At 52.2% G+C, this 17,919-nt stretch carries 15 protein-coding genes; all 15 read left to right on the top strand.

What is annotated here, in order from left to right; translation table 11 throughout:
- The first annotated feature begins 24 nt into the window (after positions 1-24).
- The 15 genes from Q3F21_RS14365 (at position 25) to Q3F21_RS14295 (ending at position 17,866) form a co-directional block, all read left to right on the top strand.
- Entirely contained in the window at positions 25-1,443 is a 1,419-nt protein-coding gene (locus Q3F21_RS14365) for a DUF342 domain-containing protein (RefSeq protein ID WP_340253981.1), read from the top strand.
- A 33-nt stretch (positions 1,444-1,476) separates the two neighbouring features.
- Positions 1,477-1,818 carry a hypothetical protein gene (locus Q3F21_RS14360; protein ID WP_340253978.1) on the top strand — a complete coding sequence of 114 codons (342 nt, stop codon included), beginning with the start codon at positions 1,477-1,479 and terminating at the stop codon, positions 1,816-1,818.
- Positions 1,819-1,858: 40 nt separating this feature from the next.
- Positions 1,859-2,371, top strand: coding sequence for a DUF6115 domain-containing protein (locus Q3F21_RS14355; RefSeq protein WP_425341259.1), 513 nt, complete (start codon positions 1,859-1,861; stop codon positions 2,369-2,371).
- The gene (locus tag Q3F21_RS14350) at positions 2,358-3,029 is read left to right on the top strand and encodes a DNA polymerase III subunit gamma/tau (protein ID WP_340253972.1); all 672 of its coding nucleotides are present in this window, start codon (positions 2,358-2,360) and stop codon (positions 3,027-3,029) included. Before Q3F21_RS14355 ends, Q3F21_RS14350 begins: the two co-directional genes overlap by 14 nt.
- 192 nt (positions 3,030-3,221) lie before the next feature.
- Positions 3,222-3,929 (top strand): 30S ribosomal protein S2, encoded by a 708-nt coding sequence (gene rpsB / locus Q3F21_RS14345; protein WP_340253969.1) that lies wholly within the window; start codon positions 3,222-3,224, stop codon positions 3,927-3,929.
- Between the two features lie 95 nt (positions 3,930-4,024).
- Complete coding sequence (gene tsf, locus Q3F21_RS14340) at positions 4,025-4,912, top strand: translation elongation factor Ts (RefSeq protein WP_340253966.1); 888 nt, start codon at positions 4,025-4,027, stop codon at positions 4,910-4,912.
- 160 nt (positions 4,913-5,072) lie between these two features.
- Positions 5,073-5,795, top strand: a complete 723-nt coding sequence (pyrH, locus tag Q3F21_RS14335; RefSeq protein WP_003385857.1) for a UMP kinase — start codon at positions 5,073-5,075, stop codon at positions 5,793-5,795.
- Between the two features lie 3 nt (positions 5,796-5,798).
- Entirely contained in the window at positions 5,799-6,356 is a 558-nt protein-coding gene (gene frr / locus Q3F21_RS14330) for a ribosome recycling factor (RefSeq protein ID WP_340253963.1), read from the top strand.
- A 64-nt stretch (positions 6,357-6,420) separates the two neighbouring features.
- Positions 6,421-7,191, top strand: coding sequence for an isoprenyl transferase (locus Q3F21_RS14325; RefSeq protein ID WP_340253960.1), 771 nt, complete (start codon positions 6,421-6,423; stop codon positions 7,189-7,191).
- A gap of 18 nt (positions 7,192-7,209) precedes the next feature.
- Complete coding sequence (locus tag Q3F21_RS14320; RefSeq protein ID WP_340253957.1) at positions 7,210-7,998, top strand: phosphatidate cytidylyltransferase; 789 nt, start codon at positions 7,210-7,212, stop codon at positions 7,996-7,998.
- Positions 7,999-8,038: 40 nt separating this feature from the next.
- Positions 8,039-9,199 (top strand): 1-deoxy-D-xylulose-5-phosphate reductoisomerase, encoded by a 1,161-nt coding sequence (locus tag Q3F21_RS14315; RefSeq protein ID WP_340253954.1) that lies wholly within the window; start codon positions 8,039-8,041, stop codon positions 9,197-9,199.
- 26 nt (positions 9,200-9,225) lie between these two features.
- Entirely contained in the window at positions 9,226-10,494 is a 1,269-nt protein-coding gene (gene rseP / locus Q3F21_RS14310; RefSeq protein WP_340253950.1) for an RIP metalloprotease RseP, read from the top strand.
- 46 nt (positions 10,495-10,540) lie between these two features.
- Positions 10,541-11,623, top strand: coding sequence for a flavodoxin-dependent (E)-4-hydroxy-3-methylbut-2-enyl-diphosphate synthase (gene ispG, locus Q3F21_RS14305; protein WP_340253947.1), 1,083 nt, complete (start codon positions 10,541-10,543; stop codon positions 11,621-11,623).
- A gap of 30 nt (positions 11,624-11,653) precedes the next feature.
- The gene (locus Q3F21_RS14300) at positions 11,654-13,396 is read left to right on the top strand and encodes a proline--tRNA ligase (RefSeq protein WP_340253944.1); all 1,743 of its coding nucleotides are present in this window, start codon (positions 11,654-11,656) and stop codon (positions 13,394-13,396) included.
- Positions 13,397-13,555: 159 nt separating this feature from the next.
- Positions 13,556-17,866 (top strand): PolC-type DNA polymerase III, encoded by a 4,311-nt coding sequence (locus Q3F21_RS14295; protein ID WP_340253941.1) that lies wholly within the window; start codon positions 13,556-13,558, stop codon positions 17,864-17,866.
- The last annotated feature ends 53 nt before the right edge of the window (positions 17,867-17,919 follow it).

Genomic DNA, 17,919 nt, shown 5'->3' with positions numbered 1-17,919 from the left:
CCATGGTTTGAGAGGGGTAGAAAGATGGAAGCGATAGGAAACTACAAGCTCGAAGTCAAAATCTCTCAGGACAAACTGGAAGCCGGAATCATGTTGGTGATTGCCGACCAGGAGCTAGGATCTCAGTTTCAAATTACAGAGACGGAAGTACGCGTAGCATTGCGCCAGAAAAAAATCACGCACGGCATTCTCGATCAGGTCGTGCAAGAGCTGTGCAGGCACCCGGAGAAATTTGCGAATGCATACGTCACCATCGCGAGCGGCATCGCTCCCGTTCCGGGGAAAGACGGGCAGATCGAGTACACGTTTTTGGATCAGCATCAAGACGAAAAACGGCCCAAAGAACTGGAAGACGGTCGAGTTGACTACTACAGCATCACAAGCATTCCGAATGTCGCCAAAGGACAGCTGCTGGCGCGGAAAACCCCTCCTTTGCCCGGAAAACCGGGTACTGCTGTTACCGGAGAGCCCATCGTTCCTAAAGCCGGCAAAGACGCTGTTTTGAAACCTGGAAAAAACGTCGTGCTGAATGCGGAGAGAACGATGCTGTATTCAGCAATTGACGGGCAGGTTTCCTTTACGGACAATGATAAAGTGAACGTATTCCCCGTGTTTGAAGTAAATGGGGATGTTGACTTTAGTGTCGGGAATATTGATTTTGTGGGAACGGTGGTCATTCGCGGTAACATTCCGACTGGATTTCGAGTCAAAGCATCCGGGGATATCCGCGTTCTTGGCAGTGTTGAGGGGGCGGAGCTGGAGGCCGGGGGATCGGTCGAGATCAAGAGCGGGATCGTCGCTCAAGACAAGGGACAAGTCATCGCCGGCAACAATGTGAAAACCTCATTCATCCAGAATGCAAATGTAACTGCGGGCAATCAAGTGGTGGTTTCGCAGAGCATCATGTTCTCCCAGGTGCGGGCGGGAAAGCAAATTATTTGTAACGGCCCGAAAGGAATCATCATTGGCGGCACGCTTCAGGCAGGGGAAAAAATAACGGCCCGTGTCATTGGGAATACGAGCGCTACGCCGACCGTTTTGGAGGTCGGGGTCAAGCCTGAGCTTCGACTGGAATTGGCGTCCATCAATAAGGAACTGCAAATAGTGTATGAAAATTTGCGCAAAACCGATCAAGGGCTTGGCGTGCTGAATCAGCTCATGCAAGTAAACGGTGACCTTTCGCCGGAAAAAAAGGCGATGCAAATCAAGCTGACCAATACGAGACTGATTCTGGAAAAGGAAGGAAAACAACTCGAAGCTCGAAAAAAGGAAGTAGAGATGGAGCTGGAGGGAGACTCGCCAGCAGCGATTGATGTGTATTACACCATGTACCCCGGAATCAAAATGGTATTTGGCAAGCTGGTTCGATTCATTAAACAGGAGTTTGCCCGTACACGTTTTCTCGTCGTGAACGGGGAGATTACTACTTCTACTCTCGTCTAAGCATAGCGATTCGGTCAAAAGGAGTTAGCCCTGATGAGTCTTAAAACGGTTGAGTTGCAGGTGGCCTTGCCGCGAACTGCAGAAGTCGGACGCATTCAGGAACAGTATCAGCATCGGCTAAACAACGAGCAGCATCTCCTGCAACAGGAACAAAAAGTGACAGACCAACAGAAAAGTCAACGGCCGGCCGATGTCAACGAAACGGAAAAAAACCAGCTGCGGGAAAAACAAAGACAAAACCAACAGGGCAAAGGGGAGTCGTTCCGGGCTTCCTCCGAGAAGGCAGCGGATTCCGCTGAAGAAGGCGGCTCCGCAGCAAGGGAAGTAGCCATGCGAGATCCTCTTCGCGGACGGTACATCGACATCTCCATGTGACGAAACATCATGAAGACAATAGGAAGCATAGGTGACTGAAATGAATTGGTCTTATTATATCTTGATGGGGGCAGGGGTGGCCGTAATGGTGCTGGCCCTGCTGTTTTCTTCCAGAAATGCGAAAAGGGACCGAAACCCGGCCGCGCCGCAGCTGACCATGAAGGAAGTAGAGGAGACGCTGCATCGCTTTGTCGTACAAATCAAGCAAGAGCAGAAAGCTGCGGACGAAGCGGCGCACAGATCGTTGGCGCAACTCAAAAAACAGCTGGCTGAAACGAAAGGACGTCTGGACATAGTGGAGCGGGAACTGGCGGAACTGCGCTCCCTTGGTCTTCAGACACAGCCGGCAACAAGCGAGGAACTGGAGCCCTCTCAAGAAGCAGCGGATGTGCTGTCCATGCGAGAGCGGTATCGTCGCGTATTCGAGCTGGCGCAAGAAGGGCTGGGCCCGGACGAGATTGCGAAAAGGCTGGGCGCCGGCAGAGGAGAGATCGATTTGATTTTGTCATTGGCCAAGCCGCAGAGAGGGGGAGCGGCCAATGAACAAGCGTGAGCTCTTGTTTGGATTCGGCGCTGGCTTGCTGATAGCGGCATCGATTCTCGGAATCACAGCGCAAAAGGAGACGACTGCTGCTGAATTATTAACGAAGGAGCAGCTGGAAAATGCTGCCGAGCAGCTTCAGTTGGTCGTACTGTCGAAGGCAGAGCTGGAGCAGCTCAAGCAGGACAAAAAGGTTGAGCTGCAGCCGTTGCCTACCCCTCCAAAGCAGCCTGCCGCACCGGTTAGCCCTTCTCCTGAGCAGCCAAAGACAAAACAGCCGGATGACCCGCAGCCGGCTCAAGCGCAACCGCCTGTGAAGACCGAGGGACCGAAGGATGCTGCAGCGGAGGTCCCGGTCAAGCCTTCTGCGGAAAGCTTGGATCCAAGCAAGCCGCTGCAGCCTGTTCCTGCAGATACTCCTCAAGTTTCAGCGCCGACTGAGCCGCTGGTCAAAGAGATGAAGACGATCCAAATCCCGTATAAAGCGACGGCGGAAAGTGTAGAGCGTTCGCTGGTGGACTCCGGGATACTCACCCCTGACAACACGTTTGTCGAAACGTTGAAAAAGCAGAATAAACTCAATCGGATACGAGTCGGCACCTACCAGATTCCCGTCGGAGCGAGTGAAGCTGACATCGTGACAATCATCGCGACGCCTCCGAAAAAGTGAGGCGATTTTTTTTGAGTCAAATGGGATTCGTTTGTTGCAATCGTATAGGGCATATGATATATTCATTAACGGTGTTGAATTCGCACGTCCACCAATTCCGGCAATGGTGCTGCCAGATTGGCAGTTTTGTCTGGAAAATGCGGTGAGGCGGAGGTAAGCACAAAAAACCATTTTTTAAGGAGGTGTGAAAATATGGCAGTGATTTCGATGAAACAGCTTCTCGAGGCTGGTGTTCACTTCGGTCACCAAACTCGTCGCTGGAACCCGAAAATGGCACGCTATATCTTCACCGAACGTAACGGCATCTACATTATTGACCTGCAAAAAACCGTGAAAAAAGTTGAGGAAGCGTACAACTTTGTACGTGAACTCGCTCAAAACGGCGGAAAAGTGCTCTTCGTAGGAACGAAGAAACAAGCACAAGAATCCGTGAAAGAAGAAGCAATCCGTACAGGCCACTACTACATCAACCAACGCTGGTTGGGTGGTACGCTGACTAACTTCTCTACGATTAAAAAACGTACGGCTCGCCTTGCTGAGCTGAACCGCATGGAAGAAGACGGTACTTTCGCCGTTCTGCCGAAGAAAGAAGTTATCGTTCTTCGCAAAGAGAAAGAGCGTTTGGAAAAATTCCTGGGCGGTATCGCACACATGGAAGAACTGCCTGACGCGCTGTTCGTAATCGATCCGCGCAAAGAGCGCATCGCGGTAGCAGAAGCTCGCAAATTGGGTATCCCGATCGTTGCGATTGTAGATACTAACTGCGATCCGGATGAAATCGACTACGTTATCCCTGGAAACGACGATGCCATCCGCGCTGTCAAGCTGCTGACTTCCAAAATGGCTGACGCTCTGACCGAAGGCAACCAAGGCGGAGAGCAAGCTACAACAACTGCGTAAGCAAGTGTATGAGGGTGGACTGAGGGTTTCAGAACCCCGTCCACCCTTTTTAACACCTATACTTAGATTCGACTTTATCAAGGAGGTTCTACGATATGGCAATCAGTGCACAAACGGTGAAAGAACTGCGTGAGCGTACAGGCGCAGGGATGATGGACTGCAAACGCGCTCTTGAAGAAACGAACGGTGATATGGAAAAAGCGATTGACCTTCTCCGTGAACGCGGAATCGCGAAAGCTGCGAAAAAAGCGGGCCGCATCGCAGCAGAAGGCTTGACTTCCTACGCTGTAGCAGGCAATGTTGCGGCGATCGTGGAAGTAAACTGTGAAACAGACTTCGTAGCGAAAAACCCTGAGTTCCAAGAACTGGTTAAGGACATCGCTGAGCACGTTGTATCCCAACGTCCTGCGAGTGTAGAAGCTGCTCTGGAACAGCCGTTCAAAGGCCAAGGCGAGACTCTCGCTCATGTGATCAACGAAAAAATCTCCACTATCGGAGAAAACATCTCTTTCCGCCGCTTTTCCGTAATGGAAAAGTCCGATAACGGCGTTTTCGGCAGCTACCTGCACATGGGCGGCCGCATCGGCGTTCTGGTTGTACTCGAAGGATCTTCGGACGAAGTACTGGCAAAAGACCTGGGTATGCACGCTGCTGCTTCCAACCCGCGCTTTGCCAACCGTGAAGAGGTATCTCAAGACGAGATCGAGCGCGAGCGTGAAGTGTTGAAAAACCAAGCTCTGGCTGAGGGCAAACCGGCAAACATCGTAGAAAAAATGGTAGAAGGCCGCCTCTCCAAATACTTCGAAGAGTACGTAATGGTTGAGCAGCCATTCGTTAAGGATCCGGACAAAAAAGTTGCTGCTCTGCTGAAAGAAAAAGGCGCTACGCTGAAAGGCTTTGTCCGTTACCAAGTGGGCGAAGGCATCGAGAAAAAACAAGAAGACTTTGCGGCAGAAGTAATGGCGCAAGTGAATAAACAGTAATCATCGGAAAAATAGGGAACACCTGCGTGTTCCCTATTTTACAAGAGCAGGCTAAGTCGCCTGTACAGTGTGAATTGCCGGCGAATGCAAAAGTCGCCAGGCAAGCTGGGAGGATTCCGGTAAAGCACAGAGAATGTTTCATGAATGGAGGCCGTTTCACATGCCACTTCCTGCCTATAAACGGGTTGTGTTAAAGTTGAGTGGGGAAGCTCTGGCGGGGGATATCGGGTACGGGATTGACCCGAAGGTTATTTTCTCCATCGCCAACCAGATTAAGGAAATTGTAGAATTGGGAGTACAAGTTGCAGTTGTTGTCGGTGGTGGAAATATCTGGCGCGGACTCTCAGGCAGCTCCAAAGGCATGGATCGGGCTACAGCCGATTACATGGGGATGCTGGCAACCATTATGAACTCGCTCGCTCTGCAGGATGGATTAGAAAAAGTGAACGTCCCGACTCGTGTACAAACGTCCATCGAAATGAGGCAAGTAGCTGAACCATACATACGCCGCAGGGCAATACGTCATCTGGAGAAACAACGCGTGGTCATATTTGCCGCAGGTACGGGGAATCCCTATTTTTCCACGGATACGACGGCTGCATTGCGGGCCGCCGAAATCGAAGCCGAAGTGATTCTGATGGCCAAGAACAAGGTAGACGGTGTCTATTCCGCTGATCCGAGCATTGACCCAACAGCAGTGAAGTACGACAAGCTGACGTTCCTCGAAGTGTTAAGCAAGGGTCTGGGCGTAATGGATTCCACGGCATCGAGCCTCTGCATGGATAATGACATTACACTGATTGTCTTTAATATTTCCGAAGAAGGCAACATTCGTCGCGCCGTTATGGGTGAAAAGATCGGAACATTGGTTAAGGGGGAATAATACATGCCGCAAACCGTATTGAAAGATATGGAAGAACGTATGAGCAAAGCTATCAGCACACTGAAAAAAGATCTTGCCAGTCTGCGTGCCGGTCGCGCAAACCCGGCTATTCTGGATAAGGTTGTCGTCGATTACTACGGAACGCCGACACCAATCAGCCAATTGGCCAACATCAGTGTGCCGGAGCCTCGCATGCTGACGATCCAGCCTTGGGACAAATCCGCGCTGAAGGAAATTGACCGGGCTATCCAGCAATCGGATCTCGGGCTGACTCCTTCCAACGACGGGGTAATCATTCGTATCGTGATTCCACCGCTTACGGAAGAGCGCCGGAAGGAACTGGTCAAAGTAGCGAACAAAAGCGGAGAAGACGCCAAGGTAGCGATTCGGAACATTCGCCGTGATGCCAACGATGACATCAAAAAGCTCGAAAAGGGTGGAACCATATCTGAAGATGAGTCCCGTCGCCATCAGGAGACGATTCAAAAAGCGACTGACAAATACATCGCTGAAGTCGATAAGATTGTCAAAGAAAAGGAAAAGGACATTCTGGAAGTGTAATGCTTGATCCCCCTCCGACAGAGGGGGATGAATGTCTATATCTCTCATTTTGGGGGAACACTTTATGTTAGAACATCTCGCGCGCAAGTTGACTCGAAAAGAAAAACAGGATTCATCAGCAGATTTTGACAGCACCGGTCCAATCCCGAACCACGTGGCCGTCATTATGGACGGAAACGGGCGTTGGGCCAAAAGGCGGAATCTTCCCAGGATTGCCGGACACAGGTCGGGAATGAAGACGGTCAAAGAAATTGTGAAAGCATCCGATGAAATTGGTGTGAAGTATTTGACCCTGTATGCATTCTCTACCGAGAACTGGAAACGGCCGAGGGAAGAAGTAGACTTTTTGATGAAACTGCCGCAGGAATTTTTGTCGACAGAATTGGAAGAATTGATTGAACGAAACGTTCGGATTCGAATGGTCGGCAGTAAAGAGGAGTTGCCTGCACATACGCTGAGCGCGCTGGAAACGGCGGAAAAGCGTACAAAGGAAAACACGGGCCTGCAATTGAATTTCGCTTTGAATTACGGGGGACGAAAGGAAATTGCCTTAGCTGTAAAAGATATAGGTACCCGTTTGCAAGCGGGAGAGATCGACCTGGAACAATTGGACGAAGAGATGATTTCCCGACATTTGTACACGAGTGACATCCCAGATCCTGACTTGTTGATACGCACCAGTGGAGAACTTCGTTTGAGCAACTTTATGTTGTGGCAGCTGGCCTACACGGAATTGTGGTTTACCGATGTGCTTTGGCCCGATTTTACCAGGGAACATTTATATCAAGCGATTGCGGAATACCAGGGCAGAGCTCGTCGCTACGGAGCGGTATAAGCCGAGAGGTGGAATCAGTTGAAGCAGCGAATCATTACAGGCCTCATTGGCGGGGCAGGCTTTTTGTTATTGGTTTATGCAGGGGACCTGTGGTTCTCGTTACTTGTATGTTTCTTGGCCGTTATAGGCCTTTTTGAATTTTTGCGGATGGCAAAAGTCCAACCGTTGAGTGTGGCAGGGGTACTGGCGTATCTGCTCATGATCAGCCTGTTGTGGCCGGCTCTTTCCTTTACGAAAGAGTCTGGCGTCATCATGCCTGATCTGGTACTGCCCGTAACCCTTCTTTTGCTTTTGTACGCGGTCTTTCGAAAAAATCAGTTTCACATCGAACACGCCGCCCTTGCGTTGGTGGGGGCGTTATACATAGGCTATGGCTTTGCCTATATGGCTGCTTTGCGCAATTTGCCGGATACAGGGCTGATGCTTACTGTACTGGTTATCCTGGGAATATGGGCGACAGATTCAGGCGCGTATTTCACGGGAAAAGCAATCGGCAAGCACAAGCTTTGGCCTGCGATCAGTCCGAACAAGACGGTTGAGGGGGCTCTCGGAGGTTTGCTTGCGGCCATTCTCATCGTGATGGCTGTAAACGAATGGATTGGCCATATTCCTTTTGACAAGGTGCTGATCATCGCCCTGGTCAGCGGGATTGCCGGGCAGCTGGGCGACCTCGTCGAATCCGCGATGAAGCGTCATTTCGGAGTGAAGGATTCAGGGCAAATCATCCCGGGACACGGCGGGATTCTCGACCGTTTTGACAGCATGATCCTTGTCTTTCCGGTTTTGCATTTGCTGGGCATTGTCTAGCGGGATAGGCCATATAGAAAGTATATAGAGGGTGAAGCGTTTGAAACGAATATCGCTCTTGGGCTCAACGGGCTCCATCGGGAAAAGTACACTCGACGTGGTGTCGCAACATCCGGAGGAGTTTCGCGTAGTCGCTTTGGCGGCAGGGTCCAACGTAGACCTGCTGGTTGAGCAGATCAAACAGTTTCGGCCGGAGCTGGTCTCTGTCGGAAACGCTCTTGCCGCAAAAGAATTGCGAGGGCGCCTTGGGGACGGCCGGGTCGAGATTTTGTACGGAGAGGAAGGATTGCAGCAGACGGCAACACATCCAGACGCCGATTTTGTCATGACGGCAGTAGTCGGCAGTGTCGGGGTTGCTCCTACGCTGGCTGCCATCGAAGCGGGAAAGACAATCGGTTTGGCCAATAAGGAAACCCTGGTCAGCGCAGGTCATATTGTGATGAAAGCAGCAAAGGACCGGGGCGTGCAAATCATTCCGGTCGACAGCGAACACTCGGCGATTTTTCAATGTCTACAAGGAGAGCGCCGGGAGGACGTAGCCCGGATTATTCTGACAGCTTCCGGAGGCTCCTTCCGACATTTGAGCAGGGAAGAGCTGGCGGGCGTCTCCGTAGAGCAGGCATTGAATCATCCGAACTGGAGTATGGGATCGAAAATCACGATAGACTCGGCGACGATGATGAACAAAGGCTTTGAGGTCATTGAGGCGCATTGGCTTTTCGGACTTCCTTATGAAAAGATTGATTGTGTCCTCCATTGCGAAAGCATTATTCACTCCATGGTGGAATACAAGGACCGGGCTGTCATGGCACAGTTGGGAACTCCGGATATGCGCGTGCCGATCCAGTATGCGCTGAGCTACCCGAATAGAATGTCGCTTGGTACGGAAGCGCTAGACCTGGTGAAGAGCGGAACGCTTCATTTTGCACCGATGGATTTTGACCGCTATCCTCTGTTACAATTAGCTTATGAGTGCGGAAGAGTAGGCGGGACTCACCCCACTGTATTAAACGCTGCAAATGAAGTAGCTGTAGACAGCTTCTTAAAAGGAAAAATCGCTTTTCTGGAGATCGAACAGATCGTCCGCCAAACGTGCGAAGCCCATCAGGGGACGAGTCATCCATCTCTGGAAGAGATTTTGGCAGCCGATCAGTGGGCACGTAAACAGGCTGCGGGCTGTCTGGGTGTTAACAAGCGTTAAAAACGGAATGAAAGGTGGCTGTTCTCTTGCCTTTTCCCAACTTGGATTCAGTGGAATCTATTCTCGCGATTGTCATCGTGTTCGGTGTACTTGTCTTTGTGCACGAGCTTGGCCATTTTCTGCTGGCGAAACGAGCCGGTATCTTATGCCGGGAGTTTGCGCTCGGAATGGGGCCTAAGATTTTCAGCGTAAAGCGGGGAGAAACAGAATACACGCTGCGGTTGCTGCCGATTGGCGGGATGGTACGCATGGCGGGTGAGGACCCAGAGCTGGACATTCTCAAGCCGCACATGGAAGTGACCTTGGAGCGAGATGCGGTGGGGAAGGTTACCCGCATCCTGCTGGATGGCCCAAATGGAGAAGGCAAAGGTGCGGTTAGAGGTACAATTGTCGATTTTGACCTGGAGAAAGCATTGTCAATCGTTCTGGAAACAGACGGGGCGCAACGTACGTTTTCGGTGCATCCGCAGGCTCAACTCGTAAAAGACGGTCGTGAGGTGCAAATTGCCCCGCTCGACCGCCAGTTTAAAGGCAAGACGGTCATGCAGCGTTTTTGGGCTATCTTTGCCGGACCCGCTGCCAACTTTTTGCTCGCTTTTGTGCTGTTTATCGTCATCGGGCTCGTCTATGGGGTTCCTGTAAACGAGCCGGTGCTGGGCGAGGTGATTCATGGAGGCCCGGCAGCGCAGGCTGGATTGCAATCAGGAGACAGGATTGTTGCGATCCAGGGGCAGCCTGTGGCGACATGGAGAGAGATGGTCGAGATCGTCAGCAAGTCGCCGGACAAGCAACTGGAAATCGTTGTTGACCGGAGCGGGCAGACGATCAACGCGGTCGTCCATGTCAAAAACGAGGAAAATGTCGGGAAGATCTTGGTGGGCAACGCCGTCACCTACGCTCCGGGGGAAGTGCTGCAGTACGGCGGAAAATCGACATACGAATTTACTGCCATGATTTTGAAGAGCATCGGCATGCTCTTTACAGGCTCGGTAGGACTGAACGATCTGAGCGGACCGGTCGGAATCTTTAAGATGACGGGCGAGTTTGCCCAGCAGGGATTGGCGATTCTCATGAAATGGGCGGCTGTACTGAGCATCAACCTGGGACTGATCAACCTGATTCCTTTGCCTGCACTGGACGGGGGCAGACTTGCTTTCCTGCTGATTGAAGCCCTGCGGGGGAGACCTGTTGATCCAAATAAGGAAGGGATGGTACACTTCCTTGGGTTTGCCTTTTTAATGTTGTTGATTTTAGTTGTGACGTGGAACGATTTACATCGGTTGTTTACAGAATAAAGCAGTGTTCACAGTCTGTTTGACAAACATATAAGGATGGTGCCCTATGTACAAGCGCGAGGAGACCAAACCGGTATTTGTGGGAGGCGTGCAAATCGGCGGACAAAAAAGCGTTGTCATCCAATCGATGACAACAGCTGATACAAGAGACGTGGAAGCCACGCTGGCACAGATCCAGCGGCTCTATGACGCCGGTTGCCAAATTGTCCGTCTGGCGGTAATCAACGAGGATGCGGCGCGTTCCATTAAAGCGATCAAAGAACGTTCTCCACTCCCGCTCGTGGCAGATATTCACTTTGACTATAAGCTGGCTCTGATTGCCCTGGAGAGCGGAATTGACAAAATCCGCATCAATCCAGGGAATATCGGTTCAAAAGAAAAGACAAAAGCGGTCGTGGAAGCATGCCGCGAGCGGAATGTTCCGATCCGCATCGGGGTAAACTCCGGCTCTGTGGAAAAACGACTTCTGGAAAAATATGGATACCCTTCTCCGGAAGCCATCGTGGACAGCGCCATGGATCATGTGCACATCCTGGAAGAGCTTCATTACGACAACATCGTCATTTCGCTGAAGTCCTCCGATGTTCCAACCATGATTCAGACGTATTCCCTGATGGCCCAGAAGCGCAATTACCCGCTTCACGTAGGGGTGACCGAAGCTGGGACACAGTTCTCCGGCAGCATCAAATCCGCCGTCGGGATCGGCACAGTCCTGTCAATGGGAATCGGTGATACCATCCGGGTTTCGCTCACCGCTGATCCTGTCGAGGAAATCAAGGTGGCCAAGCAAATCTTGCGCAGCCTGGAAATTGTGAACAACGATCCTGTGGTCATCGCCTGCCCGTCGTGCGGACGTTGTGCCATCGATCTGATCGGACTGGCTACCAAGGTCGAGGATGCCGTTTCTACCCTGAAAACGCCTTTGAAAATCGCCGTTATGGGATGCGCGGTAAACGGCCCGGGAGAGGCCCGAGAAGCAGACGTAGGAGTTGCCGGCGGGAACGGCGAGGGCCTAATCTTCCGCAACGGTGAAATTGTCCGGAAGGTAAAAGAAACGGAATTGTTCGAGGAACTGATGAAGGAAATCAACGAAATCGTGGAAGAGAAAAAGACCACCCAGGTCGGATAGACCCTTTGCAACGTGAAGGAGGACACGTGTGTGTTAAAGCAAAGTCAGATGTTGATTCCAACTCTGCGGGAAGTGCCGTCAGACGCGGAAATTGACAGTCATAAACTGCTGCTGCGCGCAGGGATGGCGCGCCAGCTCGCTTCCGGGATTTACACGTATTTGCCGCTGGCGCTCAGAACCCTGCAAAAAATTCAGACGATCGTTCGCGAAGAGATGAATCGGGCAGGCGCTCAGGAACTGCTGATGCCAGCCATGCAGCCGGCAGAGCTGTGGCACCAAACCGGCCGTTGGGATGTGTACGGGCCAGAGCTGGTCCGTTTGAAGGATCGTCACGACCGGCCTTTTGCTTTGGGTCCCACTCACGAAGAAGTGATCACGAGCCTGGTGAGAGACGAGATCAACTCTTACAAAAAACTGCCGATCAATCTGTATCAAATCCAGACGAAGTTCCGCGACGAGGTGCGTCCCCGCTTTGGTCTGATCCGCAGCCGGGAGTTTATCATGAAGGATGCCTATTCGTTTGATACGACGCCGGAAGGTCTGGACAAGAATTTCCAGGCCATGTACGATGCCTACACACGCATTTTCACAAGAGTAGGTCTAAATTTCCGGGCTGTGGAAGCTGACGCTGGAGCGATTGGCGGAAAAGGCACCTATGAGTTTATGGCCCTTTGCGACATTGGCGAAGATACGATCGCCTATTCGGAAAATGGCGACTATGCGGCCAATCTGGAAAAAGCGGAAGTGGTATACAAGCCTTCCGACAAGCAGAAGGGAGATGCGCCAGCGGTTGAAAAGGTGCATACACCCGGCGTAAAAACGATTGAACAGCTGACACAGGCGCTGGGCCTTGAAGCCAGCCGCATGATCAAAAGCCTCGTCTATCGGCTGGACGAGAAGCTGGTCATGGTCCTCGTCCGCGGGGATCACGAGATCAATGAGGTAAAATTGAAAAACCTGTACGATGCCACCCATGTAGGATTAGCTTCGGAGCAGGACATTCTGGCCGCGATTGGAGCGCCGGTCGGTTTTGTCGGTCCAGTCGGGGTTGATCAGGAAAAGCTGGAGATCATTGCCGATAACTTTGTGCAGGATGTCACAGAGGGGGTAGCAGGTGCCAACGAGAAGGATTGCCATCTCGTTCACGTGCAGCCTGGCCGTGACTTTACCGTCTCCCGTTATGCAGACCTCCGCAACGTCATGGAGGGGGATGAATGTCCGCGCGGTGGCGGCGTAATCAAGTTTGCACGCGGTGTGGAAGTCGGACACGTGTTCAAGCTTGGCACGAAATACTCCACTGCCATCGGCGCGACCTTTCTGGATGAAAACGGACGGAGTCAACCGATGATCATGGGATGCTACGGTATCGGCGTTTCCCGTACGCTGGCAGCTGCGATCGAGCAAAACAACGATGAGCACGGGATTATTTGGCCTGTATCGATCGCGCCTTTCCACGTCCACGTCATTCCGGTAAACGCCAAAGTCGAAGCGCAGCGGCAGCTGAGTGAAGAGATCACGGAGGCACTCCAGGCTGCTGGAGTAGAGGTACTCTACGATGATCGCCCGGAACGCGCCGGGGTCAAATTCAAGGATGCTGATCTGATCGGCCTTCCGCTCCGCATTACCGTCTCCGACAAAGCGTCAGAGGAAGGGCTCGTGGAAGTGCGGGTGCGCCGGACGGGGGAAACACATCAAGTGCCCCGGACAGAGCTGGTGTCGTTTGTCAAAACGCTTCTGGCCCGTGTGGACAGCACAGGTGCGGAACTATTTTAAGTCCTAAAATCAAGCAGGAACTTGCACGGATTTTGTCGAAATAGTCGGGGTACACCCCCTTTTCCTAGGGGGGTATCCCTTTTTTATTTCTTTTGTTCGTTCCTCGCGCAAAAGGAAGACATTTTCGGGTTAGATCGGGAGATTGAGGTGGAAGAGACCGTGAATCGGTTACAAGAACAAAAACATCGCTTCTCACTGTTGGTTAAGCAGATGGAACTGCCAACTGATTGGGTGGAGCGATTTTTTCTTGAAGCACAGATCGACAAATTGGAGCTGTATCGTCAAAATAAGGAATGGGTCTTTCATTTTACACTTCCGCGCCTGCTTCCTGCTGATGTTTTCAAGGCGTTTACGGAGCGGCTCAAGCAAACGTTTGCGCATTTGGCTGCAGTGGACGCCCGTTTTCGCTATCACGAGCAGCCAGCTGTTGATTTTGCCGTCCAGGAATATTGGGACGTACTGCTTGCGAATTTGGAGCAAAGCCTCAATTCACTGGCGGTCACTCTGCGTACAGCCCGTAAGCAAGTAGAGCAGCAGGAAGTGAAAATTTATTTGCCGACTGAAATGGCCGTAGAGATGGCCAAACGAAAACGGGCTGACAGCGAATTGGCGGCGTCGTTTGAAAAAGCCACAAGCTGTGTCCCCCGTTTTGCCTTTATCGCAGAAGAAAGCGACGAGGCGTACAAGGCCTTTGTGGAACAGCGCGAAGAAGAAGAGCGGGCGCTTGTCGAGGTGGTCATGAGCGCCGTCCAGCAAGAGAAGGACAGCAAGGGAAGCGAGCAGGCGGAAGCGGTTGCCACGCTGATGATCGGCTATGACATTAAGGATGCCCCGATCCCAATCTGCGAAATACAGGAAGAAGAGCGTCGCGTCGTCATCCAGGGTACGGTGTTCAATGTCGAGGTCAAGGAGCTGCGCAGCGGCAGACATCTGTTGACCTTTAACGTAACGGATTACACGGACTCGTTGACTGTCAAGATATTCTCGCGGGACAAAGAGGACGTCAAAATGCTGGAGGTTCTCAAGGACGGCATGTGGGTCAAAGTCCGCGGAAGCGTTCAGCACGATACATTCCTGCGCGAATTGGTCATGATGGCCAATGACGTCAATCAAATCGAGAAAGTCAGCCGGAAAGACACCGCTCCAGAGAAAAGGGTGGAGCTGCACTGCCATACTCCGATGAGTGCCCTCGATGCAGTCGCTTCGGTCAAATCTCTCATTTCTACTGCGGCAAAATGGGGACACAAGGCGATCGCCATTACGGATCACGGTGTCGTTCAGGCTTTCCCGGAGGCTTACGGGATTGCAAAAAAGAACAATATCAAATGCATCCTCGGCATGGAGGCGTACGTCGTTGAGGACGGCGTGGACATTGTCTACAACCTGACGCCTGATCGCGATTTGCCGATCGACGATAAAACGGAGTACGTCGTATTCGACACCGAGACGACCGGCTTAAACGCGGCGGAGCATATCATCATCGAAATCGCCGCGGTAAAAATGCGCGGTCTGGAAATTGTGGACAAATGGACCGAGCTGATCGATCCGCAGCTCGAAATTGGCCCCAAAACGACGGAGATTACGGGGATTACCAATGAGATGCTGCGAGGGAAGGAAACGTTGGAAGTCGTCCTGCCCCGCTTTAAGGAGTTCGCAGGCAATGCGGTGCTGGTTGCCCACAATGCCGAGTTTGACAAAAACTTTATCAATGCCTGCGCCAAGCGGATCGGCATGGAGCCGTGGAGCAATCCGTTTTTAGACACGCTGCCGCTTGCCCGTATGATGTATAAAGGAATGCGAAATTACCGCCTGGGCACGCTCGCCAAGCGCTTTAATGTTGAATTGATCAACGCTCACCGCGCTTTGGACGATACCGTCGCCTTGGCTCACGTGTTTCAGTACATGCTCAAGGATATACGGGAGGCAGGGATTTCGAGTCTCATGGCTCTTAACGAGAGAAGCAACGCCGAAGTGGATTACAAGAGCGGCAGGCCGTTTCACGCGACCATTTTGGTGAAAAACAAGGATGGACTGAAAAACCTGTACAAGCTGGTTAGCAAATCCCATGTGGAAACGTTTTATCGGGTCCCGCGCATCCAGCGAAGCCAGCTCCTGAAATTCCGCGAAGGCTTGCTGTTCGGTACCGCTTGCAAAGAAGGCGAGCTGATGCAGTCGATTTTGCGTGGGAAATCGAGGGAAGAATTGAAGGAAGTGGCCGCTTTTTACGATTTCCTGGAGCTCCAGCCTATTGCCCATTACGCGCCGCTGCTCAGAAATGAGGAAATTCCCTCGCTGGAGACGATGAAAGGCTACCACAAGATGATCGTGGACATCGGCAAAGAGCTGGGGAAACCGGTAGTGGCGACAGGGGACGTTCATTTTCTCAACCCGCAGGATGACATTTTCCGCGACGTGTTCCTGCTCTCACAGGGCTCGCACGATGCCGGCAACCAGCCGCCGCTGTACTTGATGACGACCGACGAGATGCTGGAGGCGTTCGAATATCTCGGAGAAGACATCGCCCGCGAGGTGGTGGTCACGGCCCCCAATGAAGTCACGGAAAGCATCGAAGAGGTCTCGCCGATCCCGGACTCGCTGTATACGCCGATTATCGAAGGAGCCGATGATGAGCTCCGTCAAATGTGTTACGACAAGGCGAAGAGATTGTACGGAGATCCGCTGCCGGAGATCGTCGAAAAGCGTCTGGAAAAAGAGCTGACGAGCATTATCAAGCACGGCTTCGGGGTCATTTATCTCATCTCGCAGCGGCTTGTGACCAAGTCGCTCTCCGACGGCTATCTGGTCGGATCGAGGGGATCGGTAGGATCATCTTTTGTGGCGACGATGTCAGATATTACCGAGGTAAATCCGCTGCCCCCGCACTATCGCTGTCCCGAGTGCAAGCACAGCGAGTTTATCACCGACGGTTCGATTGCCTCCGGCTTTGACCTTCCCGACAAGGAATGCCCTTCCTGCGGGCATCAGCTCGACAAAGACGGACAGGATATTCCGTTCGAAACGTTCCTCGGCTTTAAAGGAGACAAGGTCCCCGATATTGACTTGAACTTTTCGGGCGAATACCAGCCTCGGGCGCACAAATACACGCAGGAGCTGTTCGGCGTTGACTATGTGTATCGCGCCGGAACGATCGGCACGGTAGCCGAAAAAACGGCGTATGGCTATGTCCGAAAATACGCCGATGAGCGGGGAATGACACTGCGGAATGCGGAAATTGCGCGTTTGGTAAACGGATGCACAGGGGTAAAACGGACCACCGGCCAGCACCCGGGGGGAATTATCGTTGTGCCGTCCTACATGGAGATCGAGGATTTCTGCCCGATCCAATATCCTGCAGATGACAATGAGTCCGAGTGGAGAACGACGCACTTTGATTTCCACTCCATCCACGACAACCTGCTGAAGCTCGACATTCTGGGGCACGACGATCCGACTGTTATTCGGATGCTCCAGGATTTGACCGGACTCGATCCAAAGACGATTCCGCTTGACGACAAAGCGACGATGTCAATTTTCAGCTCGACGGAAGCGCTGAATGTAACGCCAGAACAAATCCGCACCAACATGGGAACGCTTGGCATTCCGGAATTTGGTACCAAGTTTGTGCGGCAGATGCTCGAGGATACGAAGCCGACGACCTTTGCCGAGCTCGTGCAGATTTCCGGACTTTCGCACGGAACCGACGTCTGGCTGAACAACGCCCAGGATCTGATCCGCAGTGGAACGTGCAGGCTGCCCGAGGTAATCGGTTGCCGCGACGATATCATGGTTTATTTGATCTACAAGGGCCTTGAGCCGTCCCGCGCCTTTAAAATCATGGAGTCCGTACGTAAAGGGAAAGGGGTTCCCGAGGAAGATCAGGAAGAGATGCGCAAGAACAAAGTCCCTGAGTGGTATATCCAATCGTGCCAAAAGATCAAGTACATGTTCCCGAAAGCGCACGCAACGGCTTATGTCATGATGGCTGTTCGCATTGCCTACTTCAAGGTGCATTATCCACTCGAATTTTACGCGACGTACTTTACGGTGCGCGCCGACGACTTTGACATTCCGCTGATGGTAAAGGGATCTTCGGCGATTCGGCAAAAAATCGAGGAGATCGAGGGCAAGGGGCATGACGCGCAGCCGAAGGAAAAGGCGCTTTTGACTGTTTTGGAAATGGCTCTGGAGATGGTAGAGCGCGGTTTCCAGTTTGCCAATGTAGATTTATACCGCTCGGATGCCACCAAGTTCCTCATCGACGGCAACAAGCTGATCGCGCCTTTTAACGCCTTGCCGGGCCTCGGAACGAACGCCGCGATCGGAATCGTAAAGGCGAGAGGAGAAGGGGAGTTTTTATCAAAGGAGGACCTGCTCGCCCGCTCCCGCATTTCCAAAACCATTCTGGAATATTTGGAAGAACAGGGAGCGCTTCAAGGGCTGCCTGAATCCAACCAGCTCTCTCTGTTCTAAAACACGGGCCGTGTGCTCTGGCTTCCTGGTCAGACCAGTTCGGACAGGTTTCA

The sequence above is a fragment of the Brevibacillus borstelensis genome, assembly GCF_037834415.1.
Classification (GTDB): Bacteria; Bacillota; Bacilli; order Brevibacillales; family Brevibacillaceae; genus Brevibacillus; species Brevibacillus borstelensis_A.
The sequence above is the reverse complement of the archived record's forward strand: the minus strand, read 5'-3'. Positions and strand labels throughout refer to the sequence as shown.